The organism is Pseudomonas sp. AC136 (assembly GCF_979258585.1).
This window is the reverse complement of record NZ_OZ409865.1, coordinates 4,435,988-4,461,282: the sequence shown is the minus strand read 5'-3', so window position 1 is coordinate 4,461,282 and position 25,295 is coordinate 4,435,988. Positions and strand designations below refer to the sequence as shown.

The following is a 25,295-nucleotide window of genomic DNA, read 5'->3' as shown; positions in this document are numbered from 1 at the left end:
GCTACAAAATCTCGTACGTCTGTGCCATCTGGATAAGCGCTCTGGACTCCGCCAGGCGCGGCCTTTATCGTTCGCCGACTGAGTAAGGGCGCGTTAGACGCCGATACTTTCCACGCTGTACTCCTGGTACCCCCGGAGTGTTGTTTTGATGCCTTCACTGCCCTTTTTCCAACGCTTGCTGGTGCTCGCGCTATGCGCCGTCGCTGCGCTCCCCGCGTGGGCGCAGGACAAGCCGCGTCTGATCTGGACGATGCGCGACATGCCGCCGTTCACCATTCTCGAAGGCCCGCTCAAAGGCCAGGGCATCGCCGACCGCATGATGAAACGGCTTATCGCCGACTTGCCCCAGTACGAGCACGTATTCAGCCTGGCCAACCGCGCCCGCGCGATGCAGATACTCAACAGCGGCGTGCTGACCTGCGATTCCGGTTTGCTCTGGAGCAAAGAGCGCGAGCAGGTGATGCATTTCTCGATTCCCACCTTGGGCATCCTCACCAACGGCATTGTGGTGCGCAAAAGCGATGAGCCGGAACTGGCCGCTTTTATCCAAGGCGGTGCGTTCGACCTCGAAGCGTTTCTGGCCGACGGCCGCTACAACGTCGGCACGCTGGTGGAGCGCAGTTACGGCAAGGTTATCGACGCCGAACTGCAGCAGGCCAAGCCGGAGCGAATCGTGGTTCACCACGGCATTGATGCCACCTTGAGCTTGCTGCGTATGCAGCAACACCGGCGCCTGACGGCGGTGCTCGGCTACTGGCCGGAAATGCGCTATCAGGGCGAGAACGCCGGCGTGCCGTTGGATGCGCTGAGCTTCTACCCGGTCAAGGGTGTGCCGGTGTATCAGCTGGCGTATGTCACCTGTTCGAAAACGCCGGAAGGCCTGGAGGCGATTAAAGCCATCAATGCGTCCGTGCGCCGTTTGCGTGAGGGCGAGGTGATTGAGCTGTACGCGCAGTGGCTGAATGGGGCGACGCGGGAGGCGTATTTGAAGGCGGCGAAGGGGTTCTTTAAGGAGTGAATCGGGGAGCTTGAAAGCCCTCTCCCCCGGTCCCTCTCCCGCAAGCGGGCAGAGGGGAGAAGAACGCGTTAGCCCCCTCGCCCGCTTGCGGGAGAGGGTTGGGGTGAGGGCAAGGCACAACACAAAACCCCAGCCAGAAAAAAGGCCGGCACCACAGAAGTGGGCCGGCCTTTTTCGTTACCGCTCGCGCTTACAACGGCTTACCGCGATTGCCGTGTTCGCTCACAAAGCTCTGCATGGCTTTGATGTCGTTCGGCAGCACGGTGCAGCGCTCGTCACGATCAAACAGATCTTGCAGATGCGGCGGCAAGATCGGGCCTTTGCCGACGCCGGCTTTTTCCACCGCTTCGGGGAATTTCACCGGGTGGGCGGTGCCCAGCACCACCATCGGCGTGCTCAGGCTACGGCGGCACTCGCGCGCGGCTTTCACGCCAATGGCGGTGTGCGGGTCGAGCAGCTCACCGCTTTCGGCGTACACCTGGGCGATGGTTTCGCAGGTTTCTTCGTCGCTGACGGCCAGCGAGTCGAACAGCTTGCGCGCTTCGGTCCAGCGATCCTGGTCAACGCTGAAACCGCCGCCTTTCTTGAAGGTGGCCATCAGGTCGAAGATCGCGGCGCCGTTGCGGCCGTGCAGGTCGAACAGCAGGCGTTCGAAGTTCGACGAAACCATGATGTCCATCGACGGCGACAGCGTGGGGTGCAGCGTGTCTTTCACATACTGATTGCCGCTCATGAAGCGGTGCAGGATGTCGTTGCGGTTGGTGGCGACGATCAGCTGGCTGATCGGCAAGCCCATGTTGCGCGCCAGGTAGCCGGCGAAAATGTCGCCAAAGTTGCCGGTCGGCACCGAGAAGGCCACCGAACGCGCCGGGCCACCCAACTGCAAGGCGGCGTGAAAGTAGTAAACGATCTGGGCCATGATCCGCGCCCAGTTGATCGAGTTCACCGCCACCAGACGCGTGCCTTTGAGGAAGCTCTGGTCGGCGAAGCTGTCTTTGACCATTTCCTGGCAGTCGTCGAAGTTACCTTCCACGGCGATGTTGTGAATGTTGTCGCCAAGGATGGTGGTCATCTGCCGGCGCTGCACTTCCGAGACGCGGTTGTGCGGGTGCAGGATGAAGATGTCGACGTTCTCGCACGCCTTGCAGCCTTCGATGGCGGCCGAACCGGTATCGCCGGAGGTGGCGCCGATGATCACCACGCGCTCGTTGCGCTTGGCCAACACGTAGTCGAGCAGACGGCCAAGCAGTTGCAGGGCGAAGTCTTTGAACGCCAGGGTCGGGCCGTGGAACAGTTCCAGCACCCACTCGTTGCCGTTCAGCTGACGCAGCGGGGCGATGGCGTTATGGGCGAACACACCATAGGTTTCTTCGAGAATCTTTTTGAAATCGGCATCCGGAATGCTGCCGGTTACAAACGGGCGCATCACGCGGAAGGCCAGTTCGTGGTACGGCAGGCCGGCCCACGAGGCGATTTCTTCCTGGGTGAAACGCGGCAGGTTTTCCGGCACGTACAGGCCGCCGTCGCTGGCCAGGCCAGTGAGCAGCACGTCTTCGAAATTCAGCGCAGGCGCTTGGCCGCGGGTACTGATGTAACGCATGGAGAAATCCTCAGCTCAGTTGCTCAACGCGAATACGCACAACGCTGCCAACCACATCGCTCAGGGCCTCGAGGGCGGCGATGGCGTCGTTCATGCGTTGTTCTACTACGCGGTGAGTGACCAGAATCATGGGCACCAGGCCGTCTTGTTCTTCGACTTCCTGCTGCATGATCGATTCGATATTGATGCCGCGCTCCGACAGGATGGTCGCCACCTGGGCAAGCACGCCGGGGTGATCTTTGGCCTGAATGCGCAGGTAGTAAGCGCTCTCGCAGGCCTCGATCGGCAGAATCGGGTGGGTGGACAGCGCGTCCGGCTGGAAGGCCAGGTGCGGCACGCGGTTTTCCGGGTCGGTGGTCAGGGCGCGAACCACGTCGACCAGATCGGCGATCACCGACGATGCGGTGGGCTCCATGCCGGCGCCGGCGCCGTAGAACAACGTGCTGCCAGCGGCGTCGCCATTGACCATGACGGCGTTCATCACGCCATTGACGTTGGCGATCAGGCGGTCGGCAGGAATCAGCGTCGGGTGCACGCGCAGCTCGATGCCAGCGGACGTGCTGCGGGCCACGCCCAGGTGCTTGATGCGATAGCCCAGCGCTTCGGCGTAGTTGACGTCAGCGGTGGTCAGTTTGGTGATGCCTTCGGTGTAGGCCTTGTCGAACTGCAGCGGAATACCAAAGGCGATGGAGGCCAGAATGGTCAGCTTGTGGGCAGCGTCGATGCCTTCAACGTCAAAGGTCGGATCGGCTTCGGCATAACCCAGCGCCTGGGCTTCGGCCAGCACGTCGGGGAAGGTGCGGCCCTTTTCACGCATTTCGCTGAGGATGAAGTTGCCGGTGCCGTTGATGATGCCGGCCAGCCAGTTGATACGGTTGGCAGACAGGCCTTCGCGGATGGCCTTGATCACTGGAATGCCACCGGCCACGGCCGCTTCGAACGCGACAATCACGCCCTTTTCGCGCGCTTTGGCGAAAATCTCGTTGCCGTGCACGGCGATCAGCGCTTTGTTGGCGGTGACCACGTGCTTGCCGTTTTCGATGGCTTTGAGCACCAGTTCATGGGCGACGGTGTAGCCGCCGATGAGCTCGATGACGATGTCGATTTCAGGGTTGGTGGCCACCGCGAACACGTCGTTGGTGGTGGCAATACCGGTAATGTCGCATTGAGGGTTCTGCGAGCGCAGCGCAATTTGCGCCACTTCGATGTCGCGCCCTGCGCGCCGGGCAATTTCCTCGGCGTTGCGCTTGAGCACATTGAACGTACCGCCACCGACGGTACCCAGCCCACAGATGCCTACTTTGACCGGTTTCACCCTGAACTCCCCAGAACTTACTGCGTGAAACGGCCCGGTATTAGCGGGCCGTAAAGATAAAAGAGCCGCACCTTACGAAGCGGCCCGGGTTTAGTCAATCGAGCTACGAGTGCCGCGTGGCAACGAGCGCAGCGGTTTTCACTTGGCCTTCAAAGCCAGAGCGGCAACCTGCGGCGCCGGCTGGTAACCGGGAATCAACTTGCCGTCTGCCAGCACGATGGCCGGCGTGCCGTTCACGCCGATGGACTGGCCGAGGGCGAACTGTTTGTGCACCGGGTTTTCGCACTTGGTCGCTTTGATGTCCTTGCCGTCGACCATCTGGTCCATGGCCTTTTTGCGATCAGTCGAACACCACACGGCCTGCAGCTGTTGATCACCTTCCGAACCCGGGCCCTGACGTGGGAAAGCCAGGTAACGCACTTCCACACCGCGACGGTTCAGCTCGGCGATTTCGCCGTGCAGTTTGTGGCAGTACGGGCAGGTGGTGTCGGTGAAAACCGTGATGTGGGTTTTGGCTTCGCCAACGGCCGGGTAGATGACCATTTCGGCTTTGGGGATGGCATTGATGGTTTTGGCGATGCCTTCGCTTTCGGCTTTCTCGGTCAGGTTGACGGGCTTTCCGTCGTTGACTTCGAACAGGTAGCCCTGCATCACGTACTTGCCGTCGGCGCTGGCGTACAACACGCGGCCGCCTTGCATGCGCACTTCATACAGCCCATTGAGCGGGCTGGCGGCGATGCTTTCGATGGGAACATCCATTTGCAGGTTTTCGAGGGTTTTGCGGATGGCCTGGTTGGCATCATCGGCCCACGCAACGCAGCTGCTCACGGCGATAAGGGCAGCAGCAATAATTCGGGTGACGCGCATTGGATACTCCTGGAAAACGCGGCGAAACAGCGAGGGCGAAGCCTACCATACAAGCCCGGCAAAGGCCGACCGCAGCGGGTCGGAAGGTGCAACCGCCTGTGAATGACTGCTCAGCCGCGCGGGTGGTGGCGAGCGTGCAGTTCCTGCAAGCGGGCACGGGCGATGTGGGTGTAGATCTGCGTGGTCGACAGGTCGCTATGGCCCAGCAACATCTGCACCACACGAAGATCGGCGCCATGGTTGAGCAAGTGGGTGGCGAAGGCGTGACGCAAGGTGTGCGGCGACAGCGCCTTGCCGATACCGGCGACCTTGGCGTGGTGCTTGATGCGGTACCAGAAGGTTTGGCGAGTCATCTGCTCGCCGCGATTACTGGGGAACAGCACATCGCTGGGCCGCCCTTCGAGCAGTTGCGGCCGGGCTTCGCGCACGTAGCGCTCGATCCACACAATCGCCTCTTCACCCAGCGGCACCAGGCGCTCTTTGCTGCCTTTGCCGAACACGCGCAAAACGCCTTGGCGCAGGTTCACTTGTTCCAGCGTCAGGCTGATCAACTCGGTCACCCGCAGGCCGCAGGCGTAAAGCACTTCGAGCATGGCGCGGTCGCGCAGGCCAATGGGGTCGGTGGTTTCCGGGGCGGCCAGCAGTGCGTCGACGTCGGCCTCAGACAAACTTTTAGGCAGCGGGCGGCCCAGCTGCGGCATGTCGACTTGCAAGGTGGGGTCGACGGCAATCAGATTTTCGCGCAGCAAGTAGCGGTAGAAACCACGCACAGCGGAGAGAAACCGCGCGGTCGAACGTGCCACATATTTCTGCTCCAGGCGCCAGGCCAAGTGGTCGAGCAGCACGTCGCGGCCGATGTCCGGCAGGTCCAAACCGCGTTCCTGCAACCAGCCGTTGAAATGGGCGAGGTCGCTGCGATAGGCCGAACGGGAATGTTCGGACAGGCCTTTTTCCATCCACAGCGCATCGAGAAATTGGTCGATAAGAGGGTGATCGAACGCCGGCATAAATAGTCTGTATGTGCCCAGAGAGAGCGCGCTAGTCTTTCACAGCCGCGCCTCGCGTCACAGGCTCAACGCCAAGGAAACTCCATGACTGAACAACATATTCTGCTGGCCCTCGGTGGCATCGGCGCCGCCGCCCTGCTCTGCCAGTGGCTGGCGTGGCGCTTGCGGTTGCCGGCCATTCTGTTTTTGCTGCTGGCCGGCATCAGCGCCGGGCCGGTGTTGGGTTGGCTTGACCCACAGCTGTTGTTCGGCCCGGTGCTGATGCCGCTGGTATCGCTGTCGGTGTCGCTGATTCTGTTCGAGGGCAGCCTGACCCTGCGTTTCAGCGAGTGGAGAGAAATCGGCACGGTGGTGCGCCGCCTGGTGACTGTCGGCGCGCTGTCGACCTGGGCCGTGATCGCCGTCACCAGCCATTACCTGCTGGGTCTGGAATGGAACCTGGCGGTGCTGTTCGGCACGTTGACGCTGGTAACCGGCCCCACGGTGATCGTGCCGATGCTGCGTGTGGTGCGACCCAAAGCCTCTATTGCCAACATCCTGCGCTGGGAAGGCATCGTCATCGACCCGATTGGCGCGCTACTCGCGGTGGTGGTGTTCAGCTACATCATCAGCAGCGACGGCAACGGCATTCTCAGCGGCTCGGGCACGTTCGCCGGCGTGATTGCCAGCGGCCTGATGTTCGGGCTGGCCGGCGGCTGGCTGTTCGGGCAGGTACTGCGTCGGCACTGGCTGCCGGAATACCTGCAGAACTTCGCCTCGTTGGCGGCGGTGCTCGGTGTGTTTATTGCGGCCAATCAGGTGATGCATGAATCCGGGCTGTTGGCGGTCACGGTGATGGGCGTGCTGTTGGCAAACATGAAGGGCGTGGACGTTAAAGAGATCCTGCACTTCAAAGAAAACCTCAGCGTGCTGCTGATTTCCGGTCTGTTTATTTTGCTGGCTGCGCGCCTGGACTTGCAGGCGCTGATCGCCTTCGGCCCTGCGGTGATTGTGTTGCTGCTGGTGATTCAATTCATCGCCCGCCCGCTGAACGTGGCGATTTCCACGTTCCGCTCGAACCTTGACTGGCGCGAACGCGCGCTGCTGGCCTGGATCGCACCACGCGGAATTGTGGCGGCGGCGGTGTCGGCGATTTTTGCCATTCGCCTGGGCGAGGCTGGGCATCAGGGCGCTGAACTGCTGGTGCCGCTGACGTTCGCGGTGATCATCGGCACGGTGGTTTTGCAGAGCGCCACCGCGCGGCCGTTGGCTCGCCTATTGAAAGTGGCCGAGCCCGCGCCCAATGGCTTTCTGATCGTGGGCGCCCATCCGCCCGCACGCGCCATCGGCAAGGCGCTGCAACAGCTCGGCAGCCGCGTGCTGCTGGCGGACTCCAGTTGGGAAAACGTCAGCGCCGCGCGCATGGACAACCTGCCGACCTACTTCGGCAACCCGGCTTCACAGCACGCTGAAGCGCACTTGGACCAAGTGGGGCTGGGCTTTTTGTTGGCGCTTTCCCCGGCTGGCGAATTGAACACGCTGGCGTGCATGCGCTTTCGCCATGAGTTTCACCGGCGCAATTTGTATGCGCTGGCGAGCGGCCTGGAGAACAAACGCAGCGACAAGCACCGCGCCAGTGATGAGCACCGCGGCAATGTATTTGCCAGCGTTGATCTGACTTACGGCAAGCTCGCCAGCCGCCTGAACCAGGGCGCCCAGATGTACCAGACCACGCTCACCAGCGGCTTCACCTGGGCGGACTACCAAGCCCTGCACGGCGATCGCGCGTTGCTGCTGTTCGCGCGTGATAACCAGGGTCACGTGCACGTCGCCACCCCGGCGCAAAGCCTGCAACCGCAGCCGGGTTGGGTGCTCGTGGCCATGATCGACCCGCAGCCGGAATAGGCGTCCGACGGCTGGCGCGTAAATGCCTGAGTCACCCTATCTTTGGGTGGGTGACAGTCAGGGTTTGCGCGGCGATGATTTCATCACGCCACTACTGCACCGGACGTCCCATGGCCACTCAACAGAACTCCCGCCTCGGTCAGATATTGCTGAACAAAGGACTGATCAGCGCCGACCAACTTGCTCAAGCCATTCAACTACAAACCAGCAGCCGCAAGCGCTTGGGGGAAATCCTCATCGAGCAGGGCCTGGTCAGCGACCGTCAACTGAGCAAGGCACTGAAAAAGCAAAGCAACCTTCGCGTTGCGGCCACGTTGGTCGCGGCGTTGCTTAGTCCGTTCCAGATGGCCAGCGCCGACCTGCACCGCCCGGCGCCGAGTAGTCTCAGCCGCACGCTGCAACCGCTCGATGATGCCGAGATGAGCAACGTCAGCGCTCAGGGCCTGGACGATGTGCTTCAGGGGTTATTTCTGCAGGCCGAGAGCGGCGACGGCGTGGGCACCGCCGCCAAACTGGCGAAGCTGGTGATGCCGGTGCTCAACAGCCTGGATGCGGAAACGTCGATGAAAGACGTGCGTTATGACACCAGCAAACTGACGTCTGTGCGCAATGCCGACGGCAGCGTGAACGTGCGTTTGCCGAGCTCGATTGGCGAGCTGCGTTTCGACAATGTGCGGGTGGCGGGGGCCAATACGAGCCAGAGCATGGGCAGCGTGACGCTTCAGGATATCGATCTGTCGCAAGCATCCCTGCGCATCAGCCTTAGACCATAAATATCTGTAGGAGCGGCTTCAGCCGCGATGCTGCCAACAAAGCATCACGACTGAAACCGCTCCTACAGCTGGTCAGCACATTCAGAACCCCGGCAAAACCGGCACCGGCTGCTTGTTGTCATCAATCGCAACAAAGCTGAACACTCCGGTAATCGCTCGCTCGCGGCCGTCGCTGTACATGCTTTCGACAAACACCTCGACCTCGACCTTGAGGCTGGTGTTGCCGACCTTCACTACGCGCCCTACCAACTCGACGATCGAGCCAGCCGGAATCGGGTGGTTGAAATCGATGCGGTCGGACGACACGGTCACCAGCGGCAGCCGGCAAAAACGAGTAGCGGCGATGAATGACACCTCATCCATCCACGCCAACGCGGTGCCGCCGAACAAGGTGTTGTGGTGGTTAGTGGTCGGCGGGAACACGGCTTTGGTCACGCGGGTTTCCGAGCGCTCGGTGCGTAGCTGGATTTCTTGCTCTCTGGGGGTCATGCGAACAGGTCCTGCGCAAACGGTTAGTCAAATCACGGGCATAAAAAAGCAGCCCGTAGGCTGCTTCTTTTGACAAGGAAGACTGGGATTAAACCAGTTTTTCCTTGATGCGAGCTGCTTTACCAGACAGGTCACGGAGGTAGTAAAGCTTGGCTTTACGCACGTCACCACGACGCTTGACGGCCAGGCTGTCAACCAGCGGGCTGTAGGTCTGGAAGGTACGCTCAACGCCAACACCGTTGGAGATTTTACGTACGGTGAAGGCACTGTTCACGCCGCGGTTGCGCTTGGCGATTACAACGCCTTCGAAGGCTTGCAGACGCGAACGGTCGCCTTCTTTCACTTTAACCTGAACGACAACGGTGTCGCCTGGAGCGAAAGTCGGGATTTCTTTGCTCATCTGCTCGGCTTCGAGGGCCAAGATAATTTTGTTAGTCATGTTGTGCTCCTAAGACAAACCACCGGTTTGCCATCGATACGTTAACTATCGTCCCGTTGCCGGATGTATTCCGCCAACAGCTTTTTCTCTTCTCCAGAAAGCGAGCGGCTTTCCAGAAGATCAGCGCGTCGTTCGCTGGTCCGACCAAGGGACTGCTGCAAACGCCAGCGCCGGATATGTGCGTGATTGCCGCTAAGCAACACGTCGGGAACACGCTTATCCGCATACACCTCCGGTCGGGTGTAGTGCGGGCAGTCGAGCAAGCCATCCGTAAAGGAGTCTTCCTCGGCCGAATCTGCATGACCCAATGCACCGGGCAGCAGACGCGTTACCGCATCGATCAGAACCATTGCCGGCAGCTCACCGCCGGAAAGGACGTAATCCCCGATCGACCACTCTTCATCAACATGCGTTTCTATAAACCGCTCATCGATGCCTTCATATCGTCCGGCAATGAGGATCAAGGTCTCCTCTTTTGCCAGTTCTCGCACAGCTGACTGAGTCAACTGGCGGCCTTGCGGCGAGAGGTAAATAACCTTCGCCTGCGCTCCAGCGGCCTGCTTGGCATCTGCCAAGGCGCCTTCCAGAGGCTTGATCTTCATCACCATGCCGGGGCCACCGCCGAAAGGCCGATCATCCACGGTTTGGTGGCGATCTTCGGTGTAGCTTCGTGGGTTCCAACAGGTGAGCTGTAAAAGCCCCTGCTTCACCGCGCGGCTGGTAATGCCGTATTCGCTGATGGCAGCAAACATTTCAGGGAACAAACTGATGACTTCAACACGCAGGCTAGCCATATCTCTACTAACCGTTGCTTAAAAGTCCGCATCCCAGTCAACCCGCATTTCACCGGCTGCCAAGTCGACCGAGAGAACACAATGCGCCGTGTAAGGCAGCAAGCGTTCGCGATCATCCAGGCTGCCCGCGCAGGGCGTGACCACCATCACATCGTTAGCGCCGGTTTCCAGCAGGTGGTCGATAACGCCGAGCAGCTGCCCGAGTTGGTCGATCACTTTCAAACCTTTGAGCTGGTACCAGTAGTACTCGCCATCGGTCAGATCTGGCAGCAGGCTGCGGGCAACACAAATGTCGAAACCCGCGAGAAGGCGAGCTTCTTCACGGTCGTCGAAACCCTTCAGCTTTGCTACGAGGACCTTGTTTTGCAGGCGGCCCTGGGCTAACTCAACCTGTCGTACATCACCGTCGCGTTTGAGCGTCCAGTGTTTGTAGTCCAGCAGGTTGTCAATCGGATCGGTAAAGGAGAAGACCTTCACCTCGCCGCGAACACCATGCACCGAAACAATCTTACCAATGACGATCAAGTCATCAGCAGGAGCGGGCGTCGCGTTCATGCGGCTTAGGCTGCTGCCTTAGCGGCATCCTTGAGCAGCTGAGCAACGCGCTCAGACGGCTGTGCACCCTGGCCGAGCCAGTAAGTAGCACGCTCTTGGTCTACGGACAGACGGATCTCTGCACCGGAAGCGATTGGGTTGAAGAAACCAATACGCTCAACAAAACGACCGTCGCGCGCATTGCGGCTGTCGGTCACGGTGAGGTGGTAAAACGGGCGCTTCTTGGAGCCGCCACGGGCAAGACGGATGGTTACCATGTGAACATCGTTCCTGTAGTCGGTGCTGCAAAACTAAAATTACATGCCAGGCACTAGGCCCGAAAGGCCGCATATTCTAAGGATTATCGGGATTTTTGCAAATCTCTTTTTGCCCTGCCCCGATCACAGACGCTCACAGGCCCCGAACCGGCGATCCATTTGCGTGTAGAACGCCCAGGCAACGCCTTTTAAGAGCAACGCCCAGGCGAGATCGGATCACATCTTCGGCATACCACCGCCGCCGGGGAACATCCCACCCATGCCGCGCATCATCTTCGCCATGCCGCCTTTTGCAGTGACTTTTTTCATCATCTTCTGCATTTGCTTGTGCTGTTTGATCAGCCGGCCGATGTCTTGCACCTGTGTGCCGGAGCCCATGGCGATGCGGCGTTTGCGCGAGCCGCTGATTACGTCCGGGTCGCGACGCTCTTGAGGCGTCATGGAGTTGATGATCGCCTCCATCTGCTTGAACTGCTTCTCGGCCGCGCCCTGGGCGTTGCCCATCTGCGACAGGTTCATGCCGCCAATGTTGGGCAGCTTGTCCATCAGGCCGCCAAGGCCGCCCATGTTCTTCATCTGTTGCAGCTGATCGCGGAAGTCTTCGAGGTCGAAGCCTTTGCCCTTTTTCAGCTTTTTCGCGAGCTTGTCGGCCTTGTCGCGGTCGAGGGTTTGCTCGGCCTGTTCGATCAGGCTGAGCACGTCGCCCATGCCGAGGATGCGTGAGGCGATACGGTCCGGGTGGAACGGTTCGAGCGCTTCGCTCTTCTCGCCCATACCGATGAATTTGATCGGCTTGCCAGTAATGGCGCGCACCGACAGCGCCGCACCGCCACGGGCATCACCGTCAACTTTGGTCAGCACAACGCCAGTCAGCGGCAGTGCATCGCCAAAGGCTTTGGCGGTGTTGGCGGCATCCTGACCGGTCATGGCGTCGACCACGAACAGCGTTTCAACCGGGTTGATCGCAGCGTGAACGGCCTTGATCTCGGCCATCATCTCTTCGTCGATGTGCAAACGACCGGCGGTGTCGACGATGACTACATCGATGAATTTGATCTTGGCTTCGCGGATGGCCGCGGTGGCGATATCCACCGGCTTTTGGCTGATATCCGACGGGAAGAACGTCACGCCGATGTCGTTGGCCAGCGTTTCCAACTGCTTGATGGCCGCCGGACGATAAACGTCAGCCGACACCACCATCACGGTTTTCTTTTTGCGCTCTTTTAGAAAGCGCGCCAGCTTGCCGGCGGTGGTGGTTTTACCCGCACCCTGCAAACCTGCCATCAACACCACAGCGGGCGGCGTGGCATTCAATGCCAGATCTTCGTTCGCAGCGCCCATCAACTCTTCGAGTTCAAGACGGACGATTTTCACGAACGCCTGGCCTGGCGTCAGGCTTCTGGAAACCTCGGTGCCGACGGCGCGTTCTTTGACTTTATTAACGAAGTCTTTCACCACCGGCAGCGCGACGTCGGCTTCCAGCAAGGCCATGCGCACTTCGCGCAGGGTGTCCTTGATGTTGTCCTCGGTCAGCTTGGCCTTGCCGGTGACGTGGCGCAGGGTCTGCGAGAGGCGGTCGGTTAGATTTTCGAACATGCGCGTTCCTTTCAGGCGGTCTGGCGCCGGGTTGAGCTTGCGGCAAGGGCGCGATTATAACCAAGACGCCTGGATGCCGACACCGCTGCCGGTCTTTCGTGAAACGCGCGTTTTATGCCACACTCTCGCCCTTTCGGGCTCGCCTAACACGGACTTATGCACCCTCTGCTGCCAAGCCTCGCCGCTGCCTTTCTTTATATAGGCGCTACTGCTTACCAAGGCCTGCGCCTTTCCCAGCGCGCACTGCCTTCCAAACGCGTGCTCGCCCCCCTGGTGTTGCTGGCGTTGTTCTTCCACGGCGGCACGCTGTTCGCGCAGCTGAATGCCGAAGCCGGCCTGGCGCTGGACTTTTTCAATGCCGCCAGCCTGATTTCCTACGCAGCGATTCTGCTGACCATCGTCGCCAGCGCGCGCATTCCGGTGCTCAATCTGCTGCTGCTGTTCTTGCCGCTGGGCTGCCTGACGGTGCTGCTGGCGCAGTTCGTACCGGCCGGTACGGTGCCGGTGATCAACGAAAAACCGGGCATTCTTGCGCACATTCTGCTGTCGATTCTGGCCTACGGCATGCTCACCATCGCCGCGTTCCAGGCGCTGCTGCTGTTGGTGCAAGACCACCAGCTCAAGCACAAGCACCCGTCCGGTCTGATCAAGAATTTCCCGCCGCTTCAAACCATGGAAAGCCTGTTGTTCGGTTTTCTCTGGGCTGGCTGGGCGCTGTTGAGCCTGTCGTTGATTTCCGGCTGGCTGTTTCTCGACAACCTGTTCGCCCAGCATCTGGTGCACAAAACCTTCCTTGCTTGCGTGGCCTGGCTGATTTTTGCCGTGCTGTTGTGGGGTCGCCATCAGCGCGGCTGGCGCGGACACAAGGCCATTCGCTGGACCCTGGCCGGCTTCTGCCTGCTGATGCTGGCGTATTTCGGTAGCAAGCTGGTACGTGAATTCATCCTGCATATCTAGGCCGCGCCGTGTCTGAGTTGAATCCGCAGTACCTGCTGGGCCTGCTGGCGTTGCTGATCGTTTTATCAGCATTCTTCGCCAGCGCCGAAACCAGCCTGCTAAGCCTCAATCGCTACCGCCTGCGCTACCTGGCCAAACAAGGCCGTCGTGGCGCCAAGCGCGCCAGCACCCTGCTCAACCGCCCGCAATTGCTGCTCGGCGTGCTGCATTTTTGCAACATGCTGGTGACGGTGCTCGCCGCCACCGTCGCCGCCCTGCTGGCCACGTCGCTATGGGGCGATCTGGGCCTGATTCTTTCCACCCTCGGCCTCACCCTCGCGCTGCTATTGTTCGCCGACATCACGCCAAGAAGCCTCGCCGTGCTGCGCCCCGAAGCCTTCGCATTTCCCTTCAGCGCGCCGCTGCGTGTGTTGGTGGAACTGCTGGAACCGTTGGTATGGCTGCTAAACGCGGTGAGCAATGGCCTGCTGCGCCTGTGCGGCATCGACCCCACGCGTAAACGCAAAGACGGCCTGAGCCCGGAAGAACTGCGCAGCGTGGTGCGCGAAGCGACGCACGAGCTGCCAGAGAATCGCCAGAGCATGCTGCTGAGCATTCTCGACCTGGAAACCGTGACCGTTAACGACATCATGATTCCGCGCAACGAGGTCACGGGCATCAACCTCGACGACCCGCTGGAAGACATCATTACCCAGCTGCGTACCACCTCGCACACGCGCCTGCCGGTGTTTCGCAGCGACCTCAATCAGGTTGAAGGCGTGGTGCATATGCGCCAAATCGCGCGGCTACTCACGCACGACCAACTGACCATCGAGGCGCTCAGCGCGGCAGCCCACGAGCCTTATTTCGTGCCGGAAAGCACGCCGCTGTCGACCCAGCTGCTGAATTTCCAGAAGCAGAAACGCCGCATCGGCATCGTGGTCGATGAGTACGGCGATGTGCAGGGCATCGTCACGCTGGAAGACATCCTTGAGGAAATCGTCGGCGACTTCAGCAATCAGGACGCCCTGCGCAGCCCGGACATTCACCCGCAGGAAGACGGCACCCAAGTGATCGACGGCGCCGCGTACATTCGCGAAGTGAACAAGGCGCTGGGCTGGAGCCTGCCGTGCGACGGACCGAAAACCCTCAACGGACTCATCACAGAAGCGCTGGAGAATATTCCCGACAGTGCCGTGTGCCTGAAGATCGGTCCGTATCGCTTGGAAATTCTGCAATCCACCGATAACCGGGTGAAAAGCGTGCGCGTCTGGCGCCCTGCCCCGCGCGTGGCGCCGAGCGAAAACGGCCAATAGGCGCACCACTGGCGAAAAGTGTAATTGTCAGCGCCTGCGCCGGGCTTTTATAGTCGTCGTACCTCTCGCCCGCCTGCCATCCGCAGACCGGCCAGTGCCGCACCGAAGGCCCCACAAAGTCCCCTTCCCAAGCAGCACACCGCCAGCGTTTTACCCCCATGCGCTACCACAATAATTCGCTTCGGCCATGGCCTCGCCCATGGAACCGAGCCCTGCCCCGTGAAGGCTCAGCATGACCAGCGCTATCGCAACTCCCGCCCGCGACGACAGCAAGCCGGTGAACTCCACCAAGCGCGTCGCCACCGCCAGTTTTATTGGCACCGCTATCGAGTTCTACGATTTCTACGTTTACGCGACCGCCGCTGCACTGGTGATCGGTCCGGTGTTTTTTCCCGCCGAATCGACCACGGCGCAAACCCTGGCGGCGTTTCTGAGTTTTGGCATCGCCTTCCTCGCCCGCCCGCTGGGCTCGGCGCTGTTCGGCCATTTCGGCGACCGCGTCGGCCGCAAGTCGACGCTGGTTGCCTCCTTGTTGCTGATGGGCGTGTGCACCACGCTGATCGGCGTGCTGCCCGGCTACAGCAGCATCGGCGCCTGGGCGCCCATTCTGTTGTGCCTGCTGCGCTTTGGTCAGGGCTTGGGCCTTGGCGGCGAATGGGGCGGTGCCGCCTTGCTTGCCACCGAAAACGCACCGGCCGGCAAGCGCGGCTGGTTTGGCATGTTCCCGCAGCTTGGCCCATCGATCGGCTTCCTGGCCGCCAACGGATTGTTCCTGACGCTGGCGATGACCCTGACCGACGAGCAATTCCGCGACTGGGGCTGGCGCATTCCGTTCCTGCTCAGCGCCGCATTGGTGCTGGTCGGTTTGTACGTTCGCCTGAAGTTGGAAGAAACCCCGGTATTCGCCAACGCCGTCGCCCGGCATGAACGGGTGAAAGTGCCGCTGTTCGAGCTCTTCGGCCAATACTGGGCGCCCATGCTGCTGGGCGCGGGCGCCATGGTGGTGTGCTACGCGCTGTTCTACATCTCCACGGTGTTTTCCCTGAGCTACGGCGTGGCCAGCCTGGGTTACACGCGGGAAACCTTCCTCGGTTTGCTGTGTTTTGCCGTGGTGTTTATGGCATTGGCCACGCCGCTGTCGGCCTGGGCGAGCGACCGTTTTGGGCGCAAACCGGTGCTGATCGTGGGTGGCGTGCTGGCCATTGTGTCGGGATTTTTGATGGAACCGCTGCTCACCCACGGTTCGACCTGGGCGGTGGCGCTGTTCTTGAGCATCGAGCTGTTCTTGATGGGCGTGACCTTCGCCCCCATGGGCGCCCTGCTTCCCGAACTGTTTCCAACACGGGTGCGCTACACCGGCGCGTCGGCGGCCTACAACCTGGGCGGCATCGTCGGCGCCTCGGCGGCTCCGTTCTTTGCGCAGAAGTTGGTGGCGATGGGCGGATTGAGTTGGGTCGGCGGGTATGTGTCGGCGGCAGCGTTGCTTAGCGTGATTGCGGTGCTGTGCCTGAAGGAAACCAGTAAGACGGATTTGCAGAAAATTGCGTAGGTTGGGTTGAGCCATAGGCGAAGCCCAACGATAAACATCACGTCGCTCTAACGGCGCCCTTGAACAGGACCGTGCGAATCGGTGCACGTCCTGTTTTATGACGTTGTGCGGGCAGAAACCTGCGTATCGTTGGGCTTCGCTTTGCTCAACCCAACCTACAGCTCGACCACAACCGCCTGAGCGGCACGAGTCGCTTTGGCGCGAGCGGCATCGGTGGATTCGTCACGCGCCAGGGCAACGCCCATGCGGCGCTGGCCGTTCACTTCCGGCTTGCCGAACAGACGCAGCGCGGTGTCTGGCTCGCTCAGCGCGGCGCCCAGGTTGCTGAATGCGGTTTGCGTGGAGCTGCCTTCTACCAGCACCACCGCCGAGGCCGATGGGCCCAGTTGGCGAATGGCCGGAATCGGCAGGCCGAGAATGGCGCGGGCGTGCAGGGCGAATTCCGACAGGTCTTGAGAAATCAGGGTCACCAGACCGGTGTCGTGCGGGCGCGGCGAAATTTCGCAAAACCACACCTGATCGCCCTTCACGAACAATTCCACGCCAAACAGACCACGGCCACCCAGCGAACCGGTGACGGCCAAGGCGATGCGCTCGGCTTCGGCGCGGGCTTTGTCGCTCATGACCTGGGGCTGCCACGATTCCTGGTAATCGCCTTTGACCTGGCGATGGCCAACCGGCTGGCAGAAGGTGGTGCCGCCGACGTGGCGCACGGTCAGCAGGGCGATTTCGTAGTCGAAGTCGATAAAGCCTTCAACGATCACCCGGCCTTTGCCGGCACGGCCGCCCGCTTGGGCGTAGTCCCAAGCGGCTTGCAGGTCGGCGGCGCTTTTCAGCACGGACTGGCCTTTGCCCGACGAACTCATGATCGGTTTGATCAGGCACGGAAAGCCCACGGCTTCAGTAGCCGCCTTGGCTTCTTCAAAGGTGTCGGCGAAGCGGTACGGCGAAGTCGGCAAGCCCAGCTCTTCGGCGGCCAGACGGCGGATGCCTTCGCGGTTCATGGTCAGCTGCGCCGCACGCGCAGTCGGAATCACGGTGAAGCCTTCGTTTTCCAGCTCGGCCAGGGTGGCGGTGGCGATGGCTTCAATTTCCGGCACGATGTAGTGCGGCTTTTCCAGTTCGATGACGGCGCGCAGGGCGGCGCCGTCGAGCATGTCGACCACGTGGCTGCGGTGCGCCACTTGCATCGCCGGGGCGTTCGGGTAGCGGTCCACGGCAATCACTTCAACGCCCAGGCGCTGCAGCTCAATGACCACTTCTTTGCCCAACTCACCCGAGCCGCACAGCAAGACGCGCGTCGCGCTGGGCGACAAGGGGGTTCCGATACGAGGCATGAGGCTTTCCTTCACGTTGCAGTTTGAAAATAGAGGGTGATTAAACAGGCTTGCTGGTTTCAGTCAGCAGGCCGCTGGCGCGCGCACGTTGCAGGCAATAACCGAGCACCAGGCGGCGCTCGGCATTGTCCATTCGGCCCCAGCGGGTAATTTCGTCGGCGGTGCGTTGGCAGCCGGTGCAGATGTCATCGTCATCCAGCGCGCACACGCTCACACAGGGGGAGCGCACCGGGCGTTCGGCGTCCATCAGTCGTCCTGCTCCGTCAGGTCGCGGGCGTAGCGCTGCGAATTATGAACGTAGTGGGCGGCGCTGGCTTCGAGCATTTTCTTCTGTGCGTCGTTGAGTTCGCGCACCACTTTGCCCGGCGAGCCCATGACCAGCGAGCCATCGGGAATTTCCTTGCCTTCGCCGATCAGCGAGTTGGCGCCGATGATGCAGTACTTGCCGATTTTGGCGCCGTTGAGAATCACCGCGTTAATGCCGATCAGGCTGTAATCGCCCACGGTGCAGCCGTGCAACATGGCGTTGTGGCCGATGGTGACGCCGGTGCCGATGTTCAGCGGAAAACCCATATCGGTGTGCATCACGGTGCCGTCTTGCACGTTGCTGTTGTGGCCGATGTGAATCAACTCGTTGTCGCCGCGCAGCACGGCGTTGAACCACACGCTGGCGCCGGGCTCCAGCTTGACCTTGCCGACCAGCGTTGCGTTGGGGGCAACCCAGCTTTCGGGATGGGTTTCGACACTCGACTGTCCCAAGCGGTATTCCATAAACGGTTCCTCACGGCGGCTTGTATAACGAGCGGCTCAGCTCAGGCTGATGTAATGCTCTGGCGGTTGGTGCAGGGAAATGTTGGCGTCGTACAGCAGGTTGACCAGCTCGACCACCATGATCGCCGTCAGCCCCCAGATTTTGTATTCGCCGTAGCGATAGCTGGGCACGTACCAATCGCGGCCGCGGTAGTCGATACGGTGGGTGACTTCACGGGGATCGCTGCGGAAAAACTCCAGCGGCACGCTGAACACAGAGGCGATTTCGCCATCATTGGCCTGGTACTCGACGAAGTCTGGCACCACGCCCACATACGGCGTGACCTGAATGCCGTGGCGCGAAACCAGGCTACTCAGGGGGCCGATAATTTCGACCAGACCCGGCGGCAGGCCGATTTCCTCTTGCGCTTCGCGCAGGGCGGTGGCGACCAGGTCGGCGTCTTCAGGATCACGACGGCCGCCCGGGAAGGCCACTTCGCCGCCGTGGGTCGACAACCCACTGGCGCGCAGGGTGAGCACCAATTCGGGGGCATCGCTGCGGGTGATCGGCACCAGAACGGCGGCTTCAGGAAAGCTTCGGTCGGTGCCCAGAACGACTGGCTGGTAGTCGCGAACGCGCTGGAGCAACTCATCGAGCATGGGGAATTCTCGGTCTTTTGTTCTGCGGGGCATGATGGCATGAAAGCGCAAAGCTGCCCAAGCCCCGCACCGCCGACTGCTTGGCTTTGGCCGCCATGCCTTGCTCCTGACTGCGGGGCACGCGAAGATGCGCCACACAGCCGCAACCACGCCCAGGAGCCGGGATGAAATTTTGCAGCCAGTGCGGCAACAGCGTGTCGCAACGAATTCCAGAGGGTGACGGCCGCATGCGTTACGTGTGCGACACCTGTAACACCATTCACTACCAAAACCCGCGCATCGTCGCCGGCTGCGTGCCGGTGTGGGGCGATCAGGTGTTGATGTGCCGTCGCGCCATCGAGCCACGCCGAGGCTTCTGGACGCTACCGGCCGGCTTTATGGAAAACAGCGAAACCATGGCCGAAGCCGCCATGCGCGAAACCGAAGAAGAAGCCTGTGCCCGCGTGCGCGACCTGCAGTTGTATGCGCTGTACGACCTGCCGCACATCAGCCAGGTGTACGTGTTTTTCCGTGCCGAGCTGGCCGATCTGGATTTCGCCGTGGGCGAGGAAAGCCTGGAAGTGAAACTGTTCGATGAGGCCGACATCCCTTGGTCCGAGCTGGCTTTCCCGACGGTAGGCCGTACCTTAGAATGCTTTTTCGCCGACCGGGTCGCCCAACACTTCCCGGTGCGCAATGAGCCGCTAGAAGCTCTGCGCCCACACTTCGTCTCTGGTAAACAGAGCAGCGTCTGACCACACAACACTCGAGCCGCTTCGCGCGGTTCAACACCTGGAAATTGCACCAATGCGCTGGTTGTTAGCTGCCGTCTGCCTGTCGTTTGCGATGCTTTCGCACGCTTCCACCACCGTAACCCTGGACGGCAAAACCGTGGACAAGGTGCTGGTGATGAAAGCCGAACACAAACTTGTACTGATGAACCGCGGCGAAACGCTGAAGAGCTACCGCATCTCGCTGGGCAAAGCGCCCAAAGGTGCGAAGCAACGCGAAGGCGACCACAAAACCCCCGAAGGCTATTACTGGATCGACTGGCGCAAGCCCAGCGACAAGTACAACCTCTCCATGCACATTTCCTACCCCAACATCAAAGACCAGGCCAATGCGCGCCAGGCAGGCGTACCGCCAGGCGGCATGATCATGATTCACGGCACGCCCATCGATGAGGAATTTCCGGAGTGGTACTTCCATACCCTCGACTGGACCGAGGGCTGCATCGCCATGAAGAACGATGACATGCGTGAGGTATGGAATTTGGTGAAGGACGGGACGTTGATCGAGATTCGGCCCTAATTCGCTGTACCGCTCTTTGTAGGAGAGGCTTCAGCCTCGATGCTTTTAAACATCGAAACATCGCGGCTCAAGCCGCTCCCACAGGGTTGTGACAGAGACCGAGAACAACAAAGGCGCCCGAGGGCGCCTTTTTGTATTCAGAAAACCAGGTCCGACAGGCGCCAGACCTCAAACGCCGGCGTCTCGTACGGATGCGCCTGGCGCAGTGCCTTCACCGCGTCATGTATCAACTCATCCGCCACTACCAATTCCACCTTCCATTCGGCCACGTGCTCCAGCACGCCGGTCTGTCCGATGAATGCGTTACTGCCGGGCAGCGGGCGGAACTGTCCTTGGCCCAAGCCCTGCCAGCAGCAACTGTCGTAATTCCCTATGCGTCCTGCACCCGCTCCAAACACAGCATTCTTGACGACGTCCAGATGGGTTTCCGGAACGTAAAAACACAGCTTGTACATCGAGGTCTCCACGGAGCATTTACATGCTTTACCAATGCAGGAACCTGGCGCCAATTTCTCAACGCGCAGTGATGGCATATTGCCTTATTCCTGCGTAAGGGTGCAATTTCACAATGCTTGTTGGAGTGCCCAGAAGCGCCGAGTGTTCAGGCGGCGTGAGCCAACTCGTTTATGAACCCGACCAGAAGCGCCGCCATTTCGCTCGCCACGACGGTGCCGGTGGCGCATGGCTGCCATCGCAAAAGGGCAATTGCCGGGAACGCCCGCAGCGGCAAAGCAGCAAGCGTTGCTCACGCTTGGCAGCGAAGACCAGCGCGTGCTCGCACGTCGAGGAGCAGTCAGGGAGCTGGGCTGATTGGCCACAGGTGCACAACCGCAAGGTGGCGCCGGCCTGAAGCAGGCGCACCTCGGGAAGTGACGGGGAATTTTCGTTAATGCCAGGAGCAGGATTGCCCTGCTCCCGTTGTTCGCTCACGGCGGTGAACCTATCAGTTCACCCAGACGCGGGCGTTGCGGAACATGCGCATCCAGGCGCCGTCTTCGTCCCACTCTTCCGGCTTCCACGAGTTCTGCACCGCACGGAACACGCGTTCTGGGTGCGGCATCATGATGGTCACGCGGCCGTCGCGGCTGGTGAGGCCGGTGATGCCACGCGGCGAACCGTTGGGGTTGGCCGGGTAGTTTTCGGTGACCTTGCCGTGGTTGTCGATAAAGCGCAGCGACACGCAGCCCGACAGATCCGCTTCCAGCAACGCCTCTTCGCTTTCGAATTCGGCATGGCCTTCACCGTGGGCGATGGCGATTGGCATACGAGAGCCGGCCATGTCACGCAGGAAGATGGAGGCCGAATCCTGCACCTGCACCATCGCCACACGCGCTTCGAATTGCTCCGAGCGGTTGCGCACGAAGTGCGGCCAGAATTCGCTGCCCGGCACCAGCTCGCGCAGGTTGGACATCATCTGGCAACCGTTGCACACGCCGAGGGTGAAGCTGTCTTTGCGCTCGAAGAAGGCGCTGAAGGCATCACGGGCGCGGTTGTTGAACAGCACCGATTTGGCCCAGCCTTCGCCAGCACCCAGCACGTCGCCGTAAGAGAAACCGCCGCAGGCCACCAGGCCTTTGAACTCTTCCAGGCTAACGCGACCGGCAAGAATGTCGCTCATGTGCACGTCAATCGCGTTGAAGCCGGCGCGGTCGAAGGCAGCGGCCATTTCAACCTGACCGTTGACGCCCTGCTCGCGCAGCACCGCCACTTGCGGACGCACATTCTTCTTGATGTACGGCGCGGCGATGTCCTGGTTCACGTCGAAGCCCAGCTTCACGCTCAGGCCGGGGTTGGCTTCGTCCAGCAGCACGTCGTATTCCTGCTCGGCGCATTCGACGTTGTCGCGCAGACGCTGCACCTGATAGCTGGTCGCTGCCCACTCACGCTGCAACATGCGGCGCTCGCCGGTGAACACCGACTCACCGTTAAAGCTGATGTTCACTTCGGCATTGTTCAACGGCTGACCGACCACGGCCACGCAGTCGCCCAAACCGGCAGCGCTGAATTGCGCCAGCACTTCCGGGGTGGCGTCCTGGCGAACCTGAATCACGGCACCCAGTTCTTCGTTGAACAGTACGGCGGCGAGTTCTTCGCGGTTGTGCGCCACGGTGTCGAGCACGATGTTCAAGCCACAGTGGCCGGCAAAGGCCATTTCCAGCACGCTCACCAACAGACCACCGTCGGAACGGTCGTGGTAGGCAAGCAAGCTGCCGTCGGCGTTCAGGCCCTGGATCACGGCGAAGAACGCTTTCAGGTCTTCAGCGTCGTCCACATCCGGCGCCTGGCGCGCCAACTGGCCGTAGACCTGGGCAAGAATCGAGGCGCCCATGCGGTTCTGGCCGCGACCGAGGTCGATCAGAATCAGGTCGGTTTCGCCCTTGTCCATGCGCAGCTGCGGGGTCAGGGTTTTGCGAATATCCAGCACCGGCGCGAAGCCCGACACGATCAGCGACAGCGGCGAGGTCACGCTCTTGTCGGCGCCCTCTTCGCTCCAACGGGTTTTCATCGACATCGAGTCTTTGCCCACCGGAATGGTGATGCCCAACTCCGGGCACAACTCCATGCCGACCGCTTTCACGGTGTCGTACAGACGGGCGTCCTCGCCCGGGTGACCGGCAGCGGACATCCAGTTGGCCGACAGTTTGATGTCGGAAAGCTTGCCGATGCGCGCGGCCGCCAGATTGGTCAGGGTTTCGCCAATGGCCATACGGCCCGAGGCCGGCGCGTTGAGCAGGGCCAGCGGCGTGCGCTCGCCCATGGCCATGGCTTCACCGCTGTACACGTCGAAACTGGTGGCGGTAACGGCGCAGTCGGCCACCGGCACTTGCCACGGGCCGACCATCTGGTCGCGGGCAACCAGACCGGTAATGGTGCGGTCGCCGATGGTGATCAGGAAGCTTTTGCTGGCAACGGCCGGGTGATGCAGCACGCGCTCGACGGCTTCGCTGAGGTCAAGGCTGGCGGCGTTGAAATCGTCGCCCAGCTCGGCTTCACGGGTGGCCGAACGGTGCATACGCGGGGCTTTGCCCAGCAGCACTTCGAGTGGCATGTCGACGGCGTTGTTGCCGAAGTGGCTGTCGGCAACGGTCAGCTGCGGTTCGGCCAGGGCCTCGCCGACTACGGCAAACGGGCAGCGCTCGCGCTCGCAGATGGCTTTGAAAGTTTCAAAGTCGGCGGCGTCGACGGCCAGTACGTAGCGTTCCTGCGATTCGTTGCACCAGATCTCGTGCGGGGCCATGCCCGGCTCGTCGTTCGGTACGGCGCGCAATTCGAAACGACCACCACGGCCGCCATCGTTGACCAGCTCAGGGAAGGCGTTGGACAAACCGCCCGCGCCCACGTCGTGGATAAAGCTGATGGGGTTCTTGTCGCCCAACTGCCAGCAGCGGTCGATCACTTCCTGGCAACGGCGCTCCATTTCCGGGTTTTCCCGTTGCACGGAGGCGAAGTCCAAGTCCGCCGAACTGGCGCCAGTGGCCATCGACGAAGCCGCGCCGCCGCCCAGACCGATCAGCATGGCGGGGCCGCCGAGCACGATCAGTTTCGAGCCAACGGTAATTTCAGCTTTCTGTACGTGTTCAGCACGGATGTTGCCCATGCCGCCGGCAAGCATGATCGGCTTGTGATAGCCGCGCACTTCTTCGCCGCGTGGCGTGGTGATGCTTTGCTCGAAGGTACGGAAGTAACCGGTGAGTGCCGGGCGACCGAATTCGTTGTTGAATGCGGCGCCGCCCAGCGGGCCTTCGATCATGATGTCCAGCGCGGTAACGATGCGCTCAGGCTTGCCGTATGGGGTTTCCCACGGCTGCTCGAAACCTGGAATCTGCAGGTTGGACACGGTGAAACCAGTGAGGCCCGCCTTTGGCTTGGCGCCGCGACCGGTCGCACCTTCGTCGCGGATTTCACCGCCCGAACCGGTAGAGGCACCCGGGAACGGCGCGATGGCGGTCGGGTGGTTGTGGGTTTCCACCTTCATCAGAATGTGCACCGGCTCCTGCACCGCGCCGTACTGGCGGGTTTCAGGATTCGGGAAGAAACGCCCGGCGACCGAGCCTTCGATAACGGCGGCGTTGTCTTTATAAGCAGAAAGAACGCCCTCGCCGTGCATCTGGAAGGTGTTCTTGATCATGCCGAACAGGCTTTTCTCTTGGCTCTCGCCGTCGATATCCCAACTGGCGTTGAAGATTTTGTGACGGCAATGTTCGGAGTTGGCCTGGGCAAACATCATCAGTTCGATGTCGTGCGGGTTGCGACCCAGCTTTACAAACGCGTCGACTAGATAGTCGATTTCGTCGTCGGCCAGGGCCAAACCGAGGTCACTGTTGGCTTTTTCCAGCGCGGCGCGGCCGCCGTTCAAGATGTCGACGGCGGTGAGCGGCTTGGGCTCGGCGTGGTTGAACAGACCGGCGGCCTGTTCCAGATCGCCGAGTACCAGTTGGGTCATGCGGTCGTGCAAGGAAGCGGCGATCAGCTCGGCCTCGGCGTCGCTGAATTCGCCGGCTACGTAGTAGGCGATGCCGCGTTCCAGGCGCTGGATTTTCGCCAGGCCGCAGTTGCGTGCAATGTCGCTGGCTTTACTGGACCACGGGGAAATGGTGCCGAAACGCGGCAGCACCAGGAACAGACGACCGCTTGGCTCTTGCACCGGCACACTGGGGCCGTACTTGAGCAAGCGGGCGAGCACTTTCTCTTCGTCGCCGGTCAGCAGACCGGTCACCTCGGCAAAGTGGGCAAACTCGGCGTACACCGCAGTAACGGCGGGGACTTTGGCAGTCAGCTGGTCGAGTAACTTGCCGTGGCGGAAGGCAGAAAGGGCTGGAGCGCCGCGCAGGATCAACATCTCGGGGAAAGCCTCGGGAAGGG

At 61.1% G+C, this 25,295-nt stretch carries 25 protein-coding genes; 8 read left to right on the top strand and 17 right to left on the bottom strand.

The annotated features are described in order from the left end of the window. Positions 1–148 precede the first annotated feature (148 nt). Complete coding sequence (locus tag ACZZZU_RS19940; RefSeq protein ID WP_122492754.1) at positions 149–1,018, top strand: TIGR02285 family protein; 870 nt, start codon at positions 149–151, stop codon at positions 1,016–1,018. A gap of 190 nt (positions 1,019–1,208) precedes the next feature. Here the strand turns inward: ACZZZU_RS19940 and thrC are convergent, their stop codons facing one another. The 4 genes from thrC to xerD form a co-directional block, all read right to left on the bottom strand. After that, positions 1,209–2,618 (bottom strand): threonine synthase, encoded by a 1,410-nt coding sequence (gene thrC / locus ACZZZU_RS19935; RefSeq protein ID WP_463536287.1) that lies wholly within the window; start codon positions 2,616–2,618, stop codon positions 1,209–1,211. Positions 2,619–2,628: 10 nt separating this feature from the next. After that, on the bottom strand, positions 2,629–3,933 hold the full coding sequence (locus ACZZZU_RS19930) for a homoserine dehydrogenase (RefSeq protein ID WP_122492756.1): 1,305 nt from the start codon (positions 3,931–3,933) through the stop codon (positions 2,629–2,631). A 138-nt stretch (positions 3,934–4,071) separates the two neighbouring features. Then, complete coding sequence (gene dsbC, locus ACZZZU_RS19925) at positions 4,072–4,800, bottom strand: bifunctional protein-disulfide isomerase/oxidoreductase DsbC (RefSeq protein ID WP_122492757.1); 729 nt, start codon at positions 4,798–4,800, stop codon at positions 4,072–4,074. Between the two features lie 110 nt (positions 4,801–4,910). After that, positions 4,911–5,807, bottom strand: coding sequence for a site-specific tyrosine recombinase XerD (gene xerD, locus ACZZZU_RS19920; protein ID WP_463551601.1), 897 nt, complete (start codon positions 5,805–5,807; stop codon positions 4,911–4,913). Positions 5,808–5,891: 84 nt separating this feature from the next. Here xerD and ACZZZU_RS19915 point away from each other — a divergent pair, with 84 nt between their 5' ends. Beyond that, positions 5,892–7,691, top strand: coding sequence for a cation:proton antiporter (locus ACZZZU_RS19915; RefSeq protein ID WP_463551600.1), 1,800 nt, complete (start codon positions 5,892–5,894; stop codon positions 7,689–7,691). A gap of 110 nt (positions 7,692–7,801) precedes the next feature. Next, complete coding sequence (locus tag ACZZZU_RS19910) at positions 7,802–8,464, top strand: hypothetical protein (RefSeq protein WP_463551599.1); 663 nt, start codon at positions 7,802–7,804, stop codon at positions 8,462–8,464. Positions 8,465–8,545: 81 nt separating this feature from the next. On the opposite strand, the gene ACZZZU_RS19905 is transcribed toward ACZZZU_RS19910, so the two are convergent. From ACZZZU_RS19905 to ffh, 6 genes are all read right to left on the bottom strand, one after another. Beyond that, entirely contained in the window at positions 8,546–8,953 is a 408-nt protein-coding gene (locus ACZZZU_RS19905) for an acyl-CoA thioesterase (protein WP_463551598.1), read from the bottom strand. A gap of 88 nt (positions 8,954–9,041) precedes the next feature. Then, on the bottom strand, positions 9,042–9,392 hold the full coding sequence (rplS, locus tag ACZZZU_RS19900) for a 50S ribosomal protein L19 (RefSeq protein WP_108095773.1): 351 nt from the start codon (positions 9,390–9,392) through the stop codon (positions 9,042–9,044). Between the two features lie 41 nt (positions 9,393–9,433). Then, positions 9,434–10,186 (bottom strand): tRNA (guanosine(37)-N1)-methyltransferase TrmD, encoded by a 753-nt coding sequence (trmD, locus tag ACZZZU_RS19895; protein WP_122492762.1) that lies wholly within the window; start codon positions 10,184–10,186, stop codon positions 9,434–9,436. Between the two features lie 18 nt (positions 10,187–10,204). Beyond that, a complete protein-coding gene (rimM, locus tag ACZZZU_RS19890) occupies positions 10,205–10,741 on the bottom strand; it encodes a ribosome maturation factor RimM (RefSeq protein ID WP_463551597.1) in 537 nt (178 codons plus the stop codon). A gap of 5 nt (positions 10,742–10,746) precedes the next feature. Next, on the bottom strand, positions 10,747–10,998 hold the full coding sequence (gene rpsP / locus ACZZZU_RS19885) for a 30S ribosomal protein S16 (RefSeq protein ID WP_108095776.1): 252 nt from the start codon (positions 10,996–10,998) through the stop codon (positions 10,747–10,749). Positions 10,999–11,214: 216 nt separating this feature from the next. Further along, on the bottom strand, positions 11,215–12,594 hold the full coding sequence (ffh, locus tag ACZZZU_RS19880; RefSeq protein WP_122492764.1) for a signal recognition particle protein: 1,380 nt from the start codon (positions 12,592–12,594) through the stop codon (positions 11,215–11,217). Between the two features lie 156 nt (positions 12,595–12,750). Here ffh and ACZZZU_RS19875 point away from each other — a divergent pair, with 156 nt between their 5' ends. The 3 genes from ACZZZU_RS19875 (at position 12,751) to ACZZZU_RS19865 (ending at position 16,395) form a co-directional block, all read left to right on the top strand. Further along, positions 12,751–13,551: a cytochrome c biogenesis protein CcsA gene (locus ACZZZU_RS19875; RefSeq protein ID WP_122492765.1), complete on the top strand. Its 801-nt coding sequence runs from the start codon at positions 12,751–12,753 to the stop codon at positions 13,549–13,551. 8 nt (positions 13,552–13,559) lie between these two features. Beyond that, complete coding sequence (locus tag ACZZZU_RS19870; RefSeq protein ID WP_463551596.1) at positions 13,560–14,846, top strand: HlyC/CorC family transporter; 1,287 nt, start codon at positions 13,560–13,562, stop codon at positions 14,844–14,846. A 232-nt stretch (positions 14,847–15,078) separates the two neighbouring features. Beyond that, complete coding sequence (locus ACZZZU_RS19865; protein ID WP_463551595.1) at positions 15,079–16,395, top strand: MFS transporter; 1,317 nt, start codon at positions 15,079–15,081, stop codon at positions 16,393–16,395. Positions 16,396–16,550: 155 nt separating this feature from the next. Here the strand turns inward: ACZZZU_RS19865 and purT are convergent, their stop codons facing one another. From purT to ACZZZU_RS19845, 4 genes are read right to left on the bottom strand one after another with little or no spacing between them, the layout of a single operon-like run. Further along, positions 16,551–17,732, bottom strand: a complete 1,182-nt coding sequence (gene purT, locus ACZZZU_RS19860; RefSeq protein ID WP_463381884.1) for a formate-dependent phosphoribosylglycinamide formyltransferase — start codon at positions 17,730–17,732, stop codon at positions 16,551–16,553. 40 nt (positions 17,733–17,772) lie between these two features. Continuing rightward, the gene (locus tag ACZZZU_RS19855; RefSeq protein WP_463552169.1) at positions 17,773–17,982 is read right to left on the bottom strand and encodes a DUF1289 domain-containing protein; all 210 of its coding nucleotides are present in this window, start codon (positions 17,980–17,982) and stop codon (positions 17,773–17,775) included. Next, on the bottom strand, positions 17,979–18,503 hold the full coding sequence (locus tag ACZZZU_RS19850; RefSeq protein WP_463551594.1) for a gamma carbonic anhydrase family protein: 525 nt from the start codon (positions 18,501–18,503) through the stop codon (positions 17,979–17,981). The genes ACZZZU_RS19855 and ACZZZU_RS19850 overlap by 4 nt, the downstream gene beginning before the upstream one ends. Positions 18,504–18,539: 36 nt before the next feature. Continuing rightward, on the bottom strand, positions 18,540–19,142 hold the full coding sequence (locus ACZZZU_RS19845) for a CoA pyrophosphatase (protein ID WP_463552168.1): 603 nt from the start codon (positions 19,140–19,142) through the stop codon (positions 18,540–18,542). A 164-nt stretch (positions 19,143–19,306) separates the two neighbouring features. Here ACZZZU_RS19845 and ACZZZU_RS19840 point away from each other — a divergent pair, with 164 nt between their 5' ends. Then, positions 19,307–19,876: an NUDIX hydrolase gene (locus ACZZZU_RS19840; RefSeq protein ID WP_463551593.1), complete on the top strand. Its 570-nt coding sequence runs from the start codon at positions 19,307–19,309 to the stop codon at positions 19,874–19,876. A gap of 52 nt (positions 19,877–19,928) precedes the next feature. Then, a complete protein-coding gene (locus tag ACZZZU_RS19835) occupies positions 19,929–20,432 on the top strand; it encodes a L,D-transpeptidase family protein (protein WP_122492773.1) in 504 nt (167 codons plus the stop codon). Positions 20,433–20,569: 137 nt separating this feature from the next. Here the strand turns inward: ACZZZU_RS19835 and ACZZZU_RS19830 are convergent, their stop codons facing one another. From ACZZZU_RS19830 to purL, 3 genes are all read right to left on the bottom strand, one after another. Further along, positions 20,570–20,887 carry a Nif3-like dinuclear metal center hexameric protein gene (locus ACZZZU_RS19830; protein WP_122452022.1) on the bottom strand — a complete coding sequence of 106 codons (318 nt, stop codon included), beginning with the start codon at positions 20,885–20,887 and terminating at the stop codon, positions 20,570–20,572. A 169-nt stretch (positions 20,888–21,056) separates the two neighbouring features. Then, positions 21,057–21,293, bottom strand: coding sequence for a CDGSH iron-sulfur domain-containing protein (locus ACZZZU_RS19825; RefSeq protein WP_463552167.1), 237 nt, complete (start codon positions 21,291–21,293; stop codon positions 21,057–21,059). A gap of 82 nt (positions 21,294–21,375) precedes the next feature. Continuing rightward, on the bottom strand, positions 21,376–25,272 hold the full coding sequence (purL, locus tag ACZZZU_RS19820; protein ID WP_463551592.1) for a phosphoribosylformylglycinamidine synthase: 3,897 nt from the start codon (positions 25,270–25,272) through the stop codon (positions 21,376–21,378). Between the last annotated feature and the right edge of the window lie 23 nt (positions 25,273–25,295).

Coding starts and splice junctions, on each gene's coding strand:
- ACZZZU_RS19940 (WP_122492754.1), top strand. CDS start 149: ATGCCTTCACTGCCCTTTTTCCAACGCTTGCTGGTGCTCGCGCTATGC.
- thrC (WP_463536287.1), bottom strand. CDS start 2,618: ATGCGTTACATCAGTACCCGCGGCCAAGCGCCTGCGCTGAATTTCGAA.
- dsbC (WP_122492757.1), bottom strand. CDS start 4,800: ATGCGCGTCACCCGAATTATTGCTGCTGCCCTTATCGCCGTGAGCAGC.
- xerD (WP_463551601.1), bottom strand. CDS start 5,807: ATGCCGGCGTTCGATCACCCTCTTATCGACCAATTTCTCGATGCGCTG.
- ACZZZU_RS19915 (WP_463551600.1), top strand. CDS start 5,892: ATGACTGAACAACATATTCTGCTGGCCCTCGGTGGCATCGGCGCCGCC.
- ACZZZU_RS19910 (WP_463551599.1), top strand. CDS start 7,802: ATGGCCACTCAACAGAACTCCCGCCTCGGTCAGATATTGCTGAACAAA.
- ACZZZU_RS19905 (WP_463551598.1), bottom strand. CDS start 8,953: ATGACCCCCAGAGAGCAAGAAATCCAGCTACGCACCGAGCGCTCGGAA.
- rplS (WP_108095773.1), bottom strand. CDS start 9,392: ATGACTAACAAAATTATCTTGGCCCTCGAAGCCGAGCAGATGAGCAAA.
- trmD (WP_122492762.1), bottom strand. CDS start 10,186: ATGGCTAGCCTGCGTGTTGAAGTCATCAGTTTGTTCCCTGAAATGTTT.
- rimM (WP_463551597.1), bottom strand. CDS start 10,741: ATGAACGCGACGCCCGCTCCTGCTGATGACTTGATCGTCATTGGTAAG.
- rpsP (WP_108095776.1), bottom strand. CDS start 10,998: ATGGTAACCATCCGTCTTGCCCGTGGCGGCTCCAAGAAGCGCCCGTTT.
- ffh (WP_122492764.1), bottom strand. CDS start 12,594: ATGTTCGAAAATCTAACCGACCGCCTCTCGCAGACCCTGCGCCACGTC.
- ACZZZU_RS19875 (WP_122492765.1), top strand. CDS start 12,751: ATGCACCCTCTGCTGCCAAGCCTCGCCGCTGCCTTTCTTTATATAGGC.
- ACZZZU_RS19865 (WP_463551595.1), top strand. CDS start 15,079: ATGACCAGCGCTATCGCAACTCCCGCCCGCGACGACAGCAAGCCGGTG.
- purT (WP_463381884.1), bottom strand. CDS start 17,732: ATGCCTCGTATCGGAACCCCCTTGTCGCCCAGCGCGACGCGCGTCTTG.
- ACZZZU_RS19850 (WP_463551594.1), bottom strand. CDS start 18,503: ATGGAATACCGCTTGGGACAGTCGAGTGTCGAAACCCATCCCGAAAGC.
- ACZZZU_RS19845 (WP_463552168.1), bottom strand. CDS start 19,142: ATGCTCGATGAGTTGCTCCAGCGCGTTCGCGACTACCAGCCAGTCGTT.
- ACZZZU_RS19840 (WP_463551593.1), top strand. CDS start 19,307: ATGAAATTTTGCAGCCAGTGCGGCAACAGCGTGTCGCAACGAATTCCA.
- ACZZZU_RS19835 (WP_122492773.1), top strand. CDS start 19,929: ATGCGCTGGTTGTTAGCTGCCGTCTGCCTGTCGTTTGCGATGCTTTCG.
- ACZZZU_RS19830 (WP_122452022.1), bottom strand. CDS start 20,887: ATGTACAAGCTGTGTTTTTACGTTCCGGAAACCCATCTGGACGTCGTC.
- purL (WP_463551592.1), bottom strand. CDS start 25,272: ATGTTGATCCTGCGCGGCGCTCCAGCCCTTTCTGCCTTCCGCCACGGC.